Genomic DNA, 13,522 nt, shown 5'->3' on the forward strand with positions numbered 1-13,522 from the left:
AGTGCATGAACAATTAGGGCGTGTCATCAATTAAGCAAAATGACAGTTGCTGCCAAATAAATTCCTCCGAGGAAATTATTTGCTCTTTTATCGTATCTGGTTGCGATGGCACTAAACTGCTTTAATTTACAAAAGAAATTTTCTATAAGATGGCGTGAATAATATAAAAATTTATCGTATTTTCTTTTAATTTTTCTTACAGATTTCGGGGGTATAACAGCCTCACAAGCTTTCCCTTTAAGCTTTTTCAAAACTCTGTCTTCTGCATCGTAGGCTTTATCAGCAAGCAACGCATCGGCACACATGTTTTCAAGTAACACATCAGCGCCATCAAGGTCATGTGCCTGACCCCCTGTCAAATGAAAGCCAGTCGGGTTGCCCAGTGCATCACAAGTAGCGTGTATCTTGGTGCTTAATCCGCCACTGCTGCGTCCGATAGCTCATCTCCCTCTTTTTTTTAGCGCCGGCACTGTGCTGATGTCGCACTATGGTTGAGTCAATCATGACATATTCATTATCCGAATCTTCTGAAAGGGCGATAAAAATTTTTTCCCAAATGCCCGTCTTGCTCCAACGTGTGTGACGGGTATGGATCACACGAAAATCTCCAAAACGTTCCGGCAAATCCCTCCACGAAATACCTGCGCGATAGCGGTACAAAACTGCCTCGACAAAAAGTCTGTTATCCTGGGCTGTGACTCCCACACTTTGTTTGCGGCCGGGCAATAAATCTTTAATCTTTTCCCATTGCTTTTCTTTTAATCCGTAACGACGCATCTTTACACTTACATGGCTAACTTCAGGGCAGAATAAACAATCCATGGACTTTTGAAAAGACATGGAAATAAAATACATCTTTTTGGCTAAACAACGAATATCAATGATTTTACCAACAGAGATAATTAATAACTTATTGTTTATTAATGATACTTTTTAATTGATGACACGCCCTATTTTCGTCGCTAGTTTGTAATACTCTGCAGAATTATCATCGATAACAAATAATGGAGCTAAACCCTTCGCACTCTTTGCCAAAGCATAATCTTTGATTTCCCAAGGCTTTTGTTGCAGGAAGGTGAGGCGCTTTTTTATATTCTTGCGCTTTTAAATACCCCATGCGCCTGCAAAAAGAATAGGCGGCCCGCTGTCCGCAGCCTTTGCTGTTTTCATAGCACCAATCAACACGATAATGACCGATGCGCGGTGCAGCGAAGCGTCTGGAACGATAATGATATTTCGCGGGCGGTTGATGCTTTACCACCCCTACACATTGAATTAACTTAAATCCGTTACAGCGCCAACCCTGGCATTGTGCACGACTGTTTAAATAATTGCTTATACCGACATTGTGCTCCATAATTTGTGTACTGGCACGTTGATATCCCATTTTACGGCAATAACAATCGGCTACAGCAGCACCGCACTTTTTTCCATTTAAAGTACAATATGCCAATCTCTGGCCATGATAGGTGGGTGACCAAAAATCCCGATAAGCATTTTGTTCGCGCACATTTGCATGGCCGCTATGCATCATAGCCAATAAAGAAAACAAAATAACCAGCCGGCAAAACTTCTTCATGAAACCATCCTTAGATTTACAGCTTTTTAAAGGTAAAACAATAATGAAGCTTATGTTAGCGTATGGCCTTTGACAAAAAAAGCTTTCTTGAGCTGGAATACATAAGTTAAAATTGCAAAACAAATCCCCCGTTGTCTTTTTACCCTTCTTAATTAATTTATTAATATATTGTTTTGATGGTACAGTTAACATTTAGATGCTAAAATGGCAAAATTAAAACCATTTTGACTATTATGCATGCTTTTGATGTCGCAAAAAAACTAGGCTATGAGAGTAAAGATTCAAAAGGGATTTGTCAGGGTTTTTCCATACGTTGGCTTGAAGCCTGCTTGGCTGGTGAAGAAAAATTATTTTTAAAACGAATCGAAAAAATAGCGGAATATAACAATTTTGCCGAACCGCTCCTCAAGCAAGTTGCTATTGTCAAAAAAAGAGTGGCCAGTTGGCAAACATCTGCACCAGATTTACAACATTTAACTGAAGAAGAACAAGAACTTTTCGACGTCCTCGCCTTCTACGAAAGCCTTGTTTTATATCATCGCCCTCACAACCATTCTTTGCTTCCTGAAGGCGCATGTCAGGAAAATATAGAAAAAATTTCGCCAATCGCTTCCTCTGATTCCATACTTAAAAAAGGAGGCTGGCAACAGATTTACAAAGAAGCAATGATCCTGACTCGCGAAGAAATAAAAAAGTATTTCGATGAACTTGCAAACTTACTTGCTCAACATTTGCCACCTGAACAACAAGTGGGGCTCATGCTGGCAAACCAAAGCCATGCCATTGCGCTTACCTATCAACAGGAAGCAGGCTGGACGTTTATGGATATTAATCAATATCCGCCTAAAACCCTGGGCAAAGACACCGACAATCTTTCTTATTACATATCGCTAGCTTTTGGCTATGATTGGCACATACCATTAAATGCAACCCTGTTCACTACGGGTGATCATCCAAACCTCGTGCAGTTTAAAAAAGATTTTTCCACATTAAAATTTGGTAAGAATCTGGCGGAAATGGCTTTGCGAGCGAGTCGGGATGGCATCGATTTAGCTTATATGGCTGCAGCCCAGGGAGATGCAGCCATGCTCTCCGAGCTTGGCAAGGCTGGAGCCAATCTCCATAAAACATATAAGGAGACTAAACACACCCTTGCATGGATTGCTGCCCAAAACGGCCATATAAATATTCTCCATGAACTTGCAAAGAACAATGTGGATTTGGATAAAACCGATACGAAGGGCGTGGCTCCTGTGCATGTAGCTGCATTAACTGGCCAATACGAGGCAATTACGGTACTGCATCAATATAAAATCCCTGTAAATAAAAGAAACGAAAAAAACGGATTTACTCCATCCCACTATGCAGCCATAGGGGGGCAAAGCAAGACGCTGGATACCCTTAAACAGCTGGGAGCAAATTTAAATGAGGAAGCTGATGGAGGTGTTACTCCATTACATAATGCCATACTTAGACAGCAAGAACACATCGTGGTTAAGCTACTCAATGACAAGAAAATAGACTGCAACAAAAATGAGAATGGAGTGCATCCCATTCACTATGCTTCATGGGCGGGCAGCGATACGATCCTAGACCTCTTTAAGAAAAAAGGCTTTGATTTGGCTATTGAAGATGGAGATGGCAAGACTATTGCTCATTACCTGGCAGAGAAAGGCTACGCCGATTTAGTTGAAAAATATTTAGAACAAGGTTTTGATTTTAATAAAAAAGATAAAAAAGGCTTAACGCCTTTGCATTGTGCAGCCAAAGCTGGACAATTGGGGATTATTAAGCTTCTGGCTGAAAAAGGTTTTGATTTAAATCAAGACGATGAGAGCGGACAAAACATAGCGCACATAGCTGCCGCACACAATCAAGCGCACCTTATTCCTTTCTTGGCGGATAAAGGTGTGGATCTGGCTAAGAAAGATAAAGGCAATGTCACTCCCATCATGCGTGCTGCAATACAAGGCGCCAAAGAAGCGTTAATCAAACTCATCCCTTATGACTCGGGAGATCTCATTCCTTATCTAGCCATCCTGCGTGATCAAATAACCATTATCGAAACGCTTTTTGAATTAAAAATTCCTTTTAAAGACACAGCTTTTTGCAATTATTCAGCGGTTAAAGCAAAACTTATTGCCGAGGGCTCAGCAAAGACACAGGCAAGAATAGAAGATTTTCGTGCACAAAAAGAAGACAAGGAAAACCCCTCTATCACAGCTTATGAATTTGCCTTTCTTTTAGGAAAAGATGACATCCTGCGGTTATTAAACCAGCATGATCCCAAAACCAGGGAACTTTTAAGGAGCTTGCAAGTTTTAAGAGCACATGGCGAAGCCATCAAACAAAAAAACCTAAAAAATGAGGTCGAGGGGGAAAAAGCGATTGCAGCAGCTGATGCTCTTGAGAACTTGGCTTATCTTTACTTTGCCGAAAAAAATACCCTTAATCCAGATACAAAAACAATTGAAAAAATTCAGGATAGCTTTAAACAGCGCCTTGCTCAAACACATAAAGATTTAAGTACACATCGCTCCCTTTGGAAACCTGTTCTTGCCAACATCCTCATCGCAGCTACAGGCATCGGTCTTTTAATGATCATAGGCAAGCTTTTAATCACTGGAAATGCTTTCTTTATGGAAACCAAACGCCAGAAACTGGTTAACGAAGTGTCGGGCGAATTTGAAAAATTACTCGCGAACAAACCAACGTAAAATTAGCTTGTTTCAACTCATTATTTTATCATTAATCCAGTTGCCGCTCCTGCAGCACTTGGCGCAAAGATTTAGGTAAAATGGATTGTGCTTTGCGGGCCAGTTCTTTTTCATTTTTTTGCCATAACGTTCCCAAATATATAATTAAGGCACCAATGGCCGTCAATGCAACAGGAAAAAGCGGACTTTCAGGAAATACAGTCCATGCCAAATGTCCCAAATAAAAAGCACATCCTAAAGCTCCTAAAATGACAAAAACTTTCCTCACTAGTAAAACGCCAATACCAATCATGGCCAGGTTGATGCAACAATAGAAAAATTTGGATAACTCGCTGTCGGAACTTTGACATGATAAACCACCCCAAAAGGTAAACACGCCGAAAAGATACAGCCAAAATGCATAATCTGCGGCATATCGTGAACGCACATCCACCCAAAATGCAACAAGCGTCATAACCAACCCAAAATACATGGAAACAAGCGCACGCAATTCAAAATTAAAAATATCCTCCTGGCTTAACATAACCGCTACATCCATGGACAGGTACCAAAGGGTTACTGCGATAGGCAGCAGCATAAACGGATAGCGATAAATCCAGGCAAGAATAACTCCCATGGCTAATGTGCCTAATTCCATAAAAATCCAATGCCATTTTATATAGAGATGGTAATCACGATAGACGACAGCATCATCAGGCCACCATCCCATGGCTTTTTGTAATGCATAAAGAGCGAGCGGCGTTAAACAAATTACAAATGTTGCACAGATACCTGCAGGAATTTTCAAATTTTTTCTTTGGCAAACATGCGCCAGAGACAAGCCTAAAATTCCATATAAAACAGTAAGCCCGAATAAACCCCATCCACCAAAAGTTTCCCAGCCAAGATTCATAAATAAAGTCATGGCACCAATTGCCAGCAGGCCGCCTAAATAATATAAAACATTCGTAAAATTAAAATTTGGGCTTTGCTCTGTTTGCGCTTTTAAAAATTCCAGCAAATTATCGCGCTGCTTCGCGGTGATGATTTTAGCTTTGACCGCTTCATCAAGGTGGCGGTAGGCAACCTTCATACATCCCTCAAGCTAGGTAGATTACTCCGGTAAATTAAGTATAGGATGCACAAGCTTGGCCTGCTTCACTTTAGCTATAGCAAAGCTTGACTCGATCTTTATTAAGCAAACTTGCAAGTATGCTCAATGCCTCATCGCTCGGCACAATAGACCAGCCTGCTCCCAGGTTGAGCACTGCCTTGGCTTTTTTATTTTCATAATGAATTCTAATTCCGCATCCGCCTTGATGTGCTTTTAAGACTGATTGTAATGCGGGCAGTAGACTTGCATCTTGCTCAGTAAGCTTTATATGCAGGTATTTGGCAAATCGGGTTCTCGCTTCATGCAAATCAAGTAATGCGGTAGCAGTCATTTTTACGCCACCCGTGTAATCATCCTGGGCAAGCTCACCTTCTACCAATAAGATCTGCCCTGCCTGAATTGGATTTTGACACGCTTCGAATATTTCTGAAAAAGCCACCAGATCAAGATTTCCAGTGGAATCTTCCAAACCAATAATGGCTAGTTTCTTACCACGCTTGGTCAATATACGTCTAACATTCGTTACCAAACCACAAATAAGTACTTTTTTGGTCAATGAAGCCGATAATCTGCTGATAGGCTGGGTAAATTCGCTAAATTCTTGTAAATAAATACCTGCCGGATGCCCACTTAGGTAAAATCCTAAAGTTTCTTTTTCCCCTTCCAAGCGGGTTTTCTCATGCCATGGCGGACAAACAAGATAATCTTCTTGCTCTTCTTGCTCATCGAATAATGTAAAGAGGTTGGTTTGACCGCTGCTTTGGGTTTGGTGAAAATGTGCCCCTGCTTGCATGGCTTTATCTAGTGATGCATATAAAACAGCACGTTCTATGCCCCATTCATCCATTGCCCCACTTTTTATCAAAGCCTCAAGAACGCGTCGGTTTGCCTTGCGCATATCCAAGCGTTGGCACACACTAAACAATCCCTCATACAATCCCTTGCTGCGTTCATCAACCAAAATTTGGATTGCTGCTTCCCCTACACCTTTAATTGCCCCCAGACCGTAAACAATGGTTGTATCATCAAGCGTTGTGAAATGGTAATCGGAACGGTTAATAGAGGGCGGTAAAATAGTTAAATTCATGTGCTTGCATTCATGAATAAAATTAACCACCTTGTCCGTATTATCCATATCGGAAGACATGACCGCAGCCATGAATGCTGCGGGAAAATGAGCCTTTAACCAAGCGGTTTGGTAAGCCACTAAAGCATAAGCAGCAGAATGCGATTTGTTAAATCCGTAGCCCGCAAATTTCTCCATCAAATCGAAAATATACGTAGCTGTCTGCACGTCGACACCGCGTTTACTGGCTCCTTCAGTAAAAATTTCCCGCTGTTTTGCCATTTCTTCCGGTTTTTTCTTACCCATGGCCCGCCGCAATAAATCGGCCGCTCCCAAGGTGTAATTGGCTAATACTTGGGCAATTTGCATCACTTGTTCTTGATAAAGAATAACCCCGTAAGTTGGCTTTAAAATTGGCTCTAAATCCGGATGAGGGTATTCAACTTTAGCTCGTCCATGTTTGCGGTCGATAAAATCATCTACCATTCCCGATTGCAATGGGCCGGGGCGAAACAAGGCAACTAAAGCAATGATGTCTTCAAAGCAGTCTGGTTGTAAGCGGTGAATAAGCTCTTTCATGCCGCGTGACTCAAGCTGGAATACCGCTGTGGTTTGACAAGCTTTTAATAAATCAAATGTGGCGGCATCGTCCATGGGGATTTCATTAATATCAATTGCCGCAAGATTGTCTCTTTGCCTTTGCTGATTAATTGTGGTTAAAGCCCAATTAATAATAGTCAGCGTCCTTAAGCCTAAAAAGTCAAATTTCACCAAACCCGCAGATTCCACATCATCCTTGTCAAATTGACTAACTAATTGCGTGGAACCCTCTTCACAGTAAATTGCAGTAAAATCCGTTAACTCGGAAGGTGCAATTACCACTCCACCGGCATGTTTGCCTGCATTGCGGGTGATTCCTTCAAGCTTTAAAGCCAAATCAAATAATTCCTTAACTTCTTCCTCATCTTCATAACGGCGGCGCAATTCATCTTCTTGCTCAAGCGCTTTATTTAAGGTGATACCCAACTCAAATGGAATAAGTTTGGCTAGTTTATCCACAAAACCATAGGGATGCCCCAACACGCGCCCAACATCCCGCACTACGGCTTTTGCTGCCATGGAACCAAAGGTAATGATTTGCGACACGCTGTTGCGTCCATATTTTTCGGCTACGTAATCAATCACCCGATCCCTGCCTTCCATGCAAAAATCAATATCAAAATCGGGCATGGAAACGCGTTCGGGGTTTAGGAAACGCTCAAACAGTAAATCATATTGCAACGGGTCTAAGTCGGTTATATGCAATGCATAAGCTACGAGAGAACCAGCTCCTGATCCTCTCCCTGGTCCTACAGGCACATTGTTATTTTTAGCCCATTTGATGAAATCGGCAACAATGAGGAAATACCCTGCAAATCCCATTGAATTAATGACATTTAATTCAATCTTAAGACGTTCTTCATAGATAGGGCGCTTAGCTGACAAAACCTCTGGCTTGTCGCGAAAAATTTGCTGCAACCGTTCATTAAGCCCAAGTGTGGATAAATGCGATAAATAATTTTCAACCGTATCGCCGGCTGGTACAGGAAAATTTGGTAGATAGTTTTTACCTAAATCAAGCTTTACCGTACAACGCTTGCTAATTTCAACGGTATTTTGGATAGCTTGCGGGATATCGCTAAATAATTCGCTCATTTCATCGGCAGAACGCAAATACTGTTTTGCACTATAGCTACGTGGACGCGATGGATCCGCCAATGTACGGCCTTGATGGATACACACCCGCGCTTCATGGGCATGATAGTCTTCCTGCTGCAGGAAACGCACGTCATTGGTTGCTACAAGCGGCAAATTAAGCGTTTCCGCTAACTTTACTATTTTTTCATTGTAAGTATCTTCATCGGGGCGATCCGTTCGTTGTATTTCCAGATAATAACGATTAGGGAAAACGTCCGACCATTTTTTTGCCAACTCCAGTGCACGTTTCTCATCACCTGCCAGCAACGCCTGCCCGATATCGCCTAGACGTCCGCCCGATAAAGCAATCAATCCGTCTGCATATTGAGGTATCCATGCCCATTGGATACGCGGTTCACCCTGATATTGCCCTTCTTGATAACCTTTTGATACCAATCGTGTTAAATTGCGGTAACCCGTTTCATTTTGACACAATAACAACAAAGAATAAGTCAAGTCTGGTTTTTCAGGATCATGGCACGGTAAATCGCACCCAAGTATGGGTTTAATTCCCTCCGCAGTAGCGCTTTGAAATATCTTTACAGCGGCAAATAAATTGCAATTATCCGTTACAGCTACTGCATTCATCCCTTTTTCGGGCAGTGCTTTCATTAATGGTTTAATACGAATCAAACCATCAATTAGAGAATATTCACTATGTATACGCAGATGAACAAAACGTGATTGCATTGAGCCTAATCCATATTCTTGATGATTAAATTGTTATATCAATTTACAGGAAACAGGGATTTTAACTGAAGATGCTTAACTTGTTTATTATTTTTAAATGAAAGAAGCTAAACGCTCGCCTGCCTTGGATCAAAAGCATCCCTCACTGCATCAGCAAACAAGTTGCTGGCAAGAACCAAAATAAACATAAAAATAAACGCGGCTGCCATAGGCCACCAGACAATGGGATCTCTTGCTAATTCTAAGCGTGCGGTATTGATCATATTTCCCCAACTGATGGTTAACGGGGAAACCCCTACCCCAACGTAGGAGAGAACGGCTTCTGCCAACACCAAAAAACTGAAATCCAATACCAGCGTGATCAACACGATATGCATTACGTTTGGCAATAAATGTTTAAAAATAATTTTAATGGAACTGCTGCCTAAGGCCTTGGCCGCCATGACGAAATCAATTTCACGTATTTTTAATGCCTCAGCACGCAGCAAGCGGCATAAACTGGTCCAGCTGGTGATCCCTAAAATAAAACAGAGCGCGAGCAGACGGGCATCGGCCCGCTGCGCCAAAGTCGTGAATTGCTCCGGATGATTGGCTATGTAAGTTTGCATGGAAAGCACCGAAGCCGTGATTAACAATACCCCTGGTATGGAGCTTAACGTTGTATAAATGTATTGGATGGTGTCATCAATAACCCCCCCATAATACCCGGCTGCAATCCCTAGTAATAAAGCCAGGGGCATCATGAACAACGTGGTGAGCATACCGATGATTAAACCTGTACGGATACTCTTTAGCGCATAATAATAAATATCTTGTCCAATCTTTCCTGTCCCTAAAACATGGAGATATTGCGACAGCCATAAACTACCCATGGCAAAAATCAACAGCAGCAATAAGGTAGCGAGCGCGCTGACATTTGCCCGTGTGAAGAAAAAAAAGCCTTTCCCGTTATACCATTTTCTAAAAAGAGCAAAGAAAAACCATGAGATCATGATGGCCAAAAGGCTATAAGTCACAGATTTTAATATAATCCTTGCTAATAACTGTTTCACTTGGACTGCGTCTTTTAAATCGCGTGAGATGTATTTCAAGCGTGGGTAAATTTGTTGTGCATGGCCTGCTGAGAATACGGTTTCACTTGTGTACAATGTCAATGCTAAAGGGGCTGAATAAGTCTTTTCAAATGTGGAATCCAAGGGGGCCAATACATAATCCAGCAATGAACTGGATGTATCTCTTCCAGGTTTGTTGAAGTGCACTGAATCCAACAGGGCAATTAACAAGAAAAACAATAAAATAATTGCAGAGCCTACCGCGATCGGTTTCGAAAAAATTTGTCGATAAGCACGTCGCACATGTTCCTTGCGCAATGAGTTAGCAATAACTATCAAGCTTAAAATTAGAACGATTAGAAAACATTGATCCGTCCAAAGTAATTCAAGGTTCATTTTAATCTCACGCGCGGGTCCACCAATGTGTAGGAAATATCCGTTAAAATTAACCCTACAATATAAAGAACGGATCCAAGAAAAACCATGGCTCTTACAATGGCAAAATCCTGTTGTTGAATGGCATCGATGATATAACTTCCTAAACCGGGAATACCAAAAAACGATTCTAAAACAAGGCTTCCCATAAACAGCGTGGGAATAATGACGACAATCCCGGTCAAAATTGGCAGCATGGCATTTTTTAACACATGTCGAAATAATACGCGCACCTCGGATAAGCCTTTGGCCCGGGCAGTTTTAACATAATCTTTATCCATTTCTTCCAGAAATAAGGTACGATACCAACGGCTGCCAGCGCCCAGGCCGCCAATGACCGAAATTAATACAGGCAGAAAAACAAATTTAATGCTGTCGAAACCATCGTCGTAACCTGAAATCGGCACCAGCCGCAAAATTTTTCCAAAAATATATTGTCCCCCAATGATATAGAACATAGTGGAAATAGACATTAAAATAATGCAAGCAATTACCCCGCTTAAATCCAGATAACTTGAGCGGAAAAACGCCATCAGCATGGCAAACATGATGTTGATGATGACGCTGCATATTAATGCCGGAATGGCAATAGCAAGACTCGGCCACATTCGCTCCATGACATCGTAACTGATATCCCGCCCTGCATCCGAAACGCCAAAATCAAAAGCAAATAAAAGCAGTGATTTCTGGAAAAACAGGGTTTGCGTCAATTGCTTCGTGCCGGATGCTTCGGCATTATAGAATAAAGGCAAATCATAGCCGCGCTGCGCTTTCCATTCAGCTATAGCTTCCTCTTTAATGTGTTTTTGCCCCAGCTGCATCCGCGCCATATCGTCTGGGGAATTCACCATAAAAAATAATGCAAAGGTCAGGATATTAATTCCCAGCAAAATAGGAACCATGTATAGAATTCGTCTTATTAAATACTGGGTCATAAAACTATTCTCGGAGCACGATCTCTTTGTTTAAGAAAGTAAGCCACGATAAAAGGCAACAATAAAAACAAGAGCAATAATAAAAACAAACCGACAGGCCATAAAATGGGACGGTTCCAAATTTCCCTGAAGTGGTTTCGCATGGGAACGTCGATTGCGATGTATTTTAATGTATTTTGAGAAATGGTATTCGTTTTAATAGGAGCAACCCATTGCTGGCTCAAAATAAGGCTTTGACTATTGATGCCCCATATCCATGGCGCATCCCGACGCAGAATAGCAACCATTTGATCGATTAATTCCTGGCGTTTTGCATCATTATTACGGTTTTTCATTAAATCAAACAAGCGGTCATAAACTGGGTTATGGTAATTTGTGGCATTCTCGCCACCATACTTTACCTTACCATTAGGCCCATATAACAAAAATAAAAAATTCTCAGGATCCGGGTAATCGGCATTCCACCCCCAGCTAAAGATTTGCGCATTGCCATTCCGCATTTTTTCCTGAAAACGATTGTATTGTGTAGCACGTATGTTTAATGCAATGCCAATGCGTGCAAATTGCTTGTGCATCCAATTTAATTGTTCTTTATCATCCGGGCCGCCTGTAGCAGGCACATCATAATGTAAGATTAAGGGCTTACCTGTCGCCTTATCCATTCCGCCAGGGTAACCCGCCTCTTTCATTAAAGCTTTTGCATCTTGGATAGAACGTCGTTTAGGTTCGTTGCCAATCCATTTGTATACGTAGGGATTAATGCCTTCCTTTCCCTCGCGATGTCCAAAAATTCCTGGAGGAATTGGACCTTGCGCAGCTTGGCCGCGACCATTGAAAAAAATGGCAATGTTTTCGTCAAAATTAACCGCTATGGAAATAGCTTGCCTGAGTTTACGCGCACGCTCGCTGTTGCCGCCAACGATGGGGTCAAGCATATTAAAGCCTATATAATAAATCGAGGGATCGTCAACCTGCGTTAGACGGATCCCTTTTTCTTTCATTTCAGGCGTCAAGACAGTAGCGCCCGTATGGGTGATTTTAATGGCTTGATCAAAACTGTCTGTCCCAACCCCTGATAAATCAAAATAACCTTGCAAAAATTTATTCCAGCGCGGTATCGCTTCTTTTTCCAGGGTATAAATTGCTTTCTCAATTAATGGCAATTCCTGATTTTTATGGTGCAAATAGCCTTGCTGTTCATCTTCCAAACTGCCTTCTTCCGGAAAAAACTCTGGATGGTAGTTGGGATTTTTTTCCAAAACCATGCGGCTGTTCGGATTATTCTCACTCAGCATAAAAGGGCCGGTCCCCACAGGATACCAACTTAAATCCAGATTTTTATCATCCATTCCAGCTTGGGAATAAAACCGATCCGCTTCCCAAGGTATAGGCGCAAAAAAAGGCATGGCAAGCCAGAAAGCAAACTGTGGATATAATCCTTTGATGGTGATTTCAAAAGTATAATTGTCAATTTTTTTCACACCTCGCAGTGGATACGGGCGCAAGTCGATGTACTCATTTGGATTTTTTGCAACGGGAAGCGTTTTAGCAAACTCGCGAAAACCTTCGATGTATTCGCTTAAAAGCCCATAAATGGGCGAATTTACGGCTGGATTGGCAAGGCGCTTGATTTCATAGATATAATCATCAGCTATAAGCTCGCGCGTATCTGAAAACTCAAAATCCGCTAATGTATCAATATCATAGTCGTCCAGGAAATCGGCATCTAAATTATGATAGCGGTATTGCCCATCAGGAGCACGCGCAAAAGCGGGATGAGGTTGATACATAATGCCCGCTTTAAGGTGAATTGTGTACACTGAATATGCTATCGATGCAGCTTGTTGCGCCTGGCTCGGTGCTATTTCTTTACCGTTTTTATTGTAATAACGCACCTCAGGCATACGGACGGCCGTTAACGGGATCAAAGTATAGGGGCGGGTTAAATAATCATATTGCAAAACAGGCTCATAGATTTGGCCAATGAATTGATATTCATTACTTGAATAAGATTTGGCGGGATCGAGCGTTTTAGGTTGGCCGCTAAACGAAGTGTAATAAATTTTTTGTGTTGATTCTTCAGCAGGGTATGGATTGTTCAAAATAAAATTACCGGCAACTGCAATCCAATGATTTGTTAGCAGCAGCATAAGCAAGATTAACCTCAAAATATTCAATCTATTCTCCCTGACTGAATTAAGTGCTTCTAACCCTCACG

The 13,522-nt window shown here is 41.7% G+C and carries 8 protein-coding genes; 1 reads left to right on the plus strand and 7 read right to left on the minus strand.

Features of this window, described 5'->3' with window-relative positions; genetic code table 11:
- Nucleotides 1-26 precede the first annotated feature (26 nt).
- Both NKV53_RS00760 and NKV53_RS00765 read right to left on the minus strand, forming a co-directional pair.
- Nucleotides 27-777, minus strand: a protein-coding gene (locus tag NKV53_RS00760) for an IS5 family transposase (protein ID WP_371923147.1) whose coding sequence is annotated in 2 segments (ribosomal slippage) — nucleotides 27-441 and nucleotides 440-777 — 753 coding nt in all. Because the reading frame shifts where the segments join, the coding sequence is not laid out codon by codon here.
- A 211-nt stretch (nucleotides 778-988) separates the two neighbouring features.
- Nucleotides 989-1,579: a hypothetical protein gene (locus NKV53_RS00765; protein WP_127033143.1), complete on the minus strand. Its 591-nt coding sequence runs from the start codon at nucleotides 1,577-1,579 to the stop codon at nucleotides 989-991.
- 233 nt (nucleotides 1,580-1,812) lie between these two features.
- Between NKV53_RS00765 and NKV53_RS00770 the strand changes: the two genes are divergently transcribed.
- Nucleotides 1,813-4,296, plus strand: coding sequence for an ankyrin repeat domain-containing protein (locus NKV53_RS00770; RefSeq protein WP_253350538.1), 2,484 nt, complete (start codon nucleotides 1,813-1,815; stop codon nucleotides 4,294-4,296).
- 31 nt (nucleotides 4,297-4,327) lie between these two features.
- On the opposite strand, the gene NKV53_RS00775 is transcribed toward NKV53_RS00770, so the two are convergent.
- From NKV53_RS00775 to NKV53_RS00795, 5 genes are all read right to left on the minus strand, one after another.
- On the minus strand, nucleotides 4,328-5,368 hold the full coding sequence (locus NKV53_RS00775; RefSeq protein WP_126954108.1) for a DUF2157 domain-containing protein: 1,041 nt from the start codon (nucleotides 5,366-5,368) through the stop codon (nucleotides 4,328-4,330).
- Nucleotides 5,369-5,438: 70 nt separating this feature from the next.
- Nucleotides 5,439-8,882: a DNA polymerase III subunit alpha gene (gene dnaE / locus NKV53_RS00780; RefSeq protein ID WP_253350540.1), complete on the minus strand. Its 3,444-nt coding sequence runs from the start codon at nucleotides 8,880-8,882 to the stop codon at nucleotides 5,439-5,441.
- Nucleotides 8,883-8,989: 107 nt separating this feature from the next.
- Nucleotides 8,990-10,330, minus strand: a complete 1,341-nt coding sequence (locus tag NKV53_RS00785; RefSeq protein ID WP_253350542.1) for an ABC transporter permease — start codon at nucleotides 10,328-10,330, stop codon at nucleotides 8,990-8,992.
- The gene (locus tag NKV53_RS00790) at nucleotides 10,327-11,304 is read right to left on the minus strand and encodes an ABC transporter permease (RefSeq protein ID WP_126954111.1); all 978 of its coding nucleotides are present in this window, start codon (nucleotides 11,302-11,304) and stop codon (nucleotides 10,327-10,329) included. Before NKV53_RS00790 ends, NKV53_RS00785 begins: the two co-directional genes overlap by 4 nt.
- On the minus strand, nucleotides 11,301-13,454 hold the full coding sequence (locus tag NKV53_RS00795) for an ABC transporter substrate-binding protein (RefSeq protein ID WP_253350544.1): 2,154 nt from the start codon (nucleotides 13,452-13,454) through the stop codon (nucleotides 11,301-11,303). Before NKV53_RS00795 ends, NKV53_RS00790 begins: the two co-directional genes overlap by 4 nt.
- Nucleotides 13,455-13,522: the final 68 nt, after the last annotated feature.

This window comes from Legionella sp. 27cVA30, from assembly GCF_024160945.1.
GTDB classification, from domain to species: Bacteria; Pseudomonadota; Gammaproteobacteria; order Legionellales; family Legionellaceae; genus Legionella_A; species Legionella_A septentrionalis.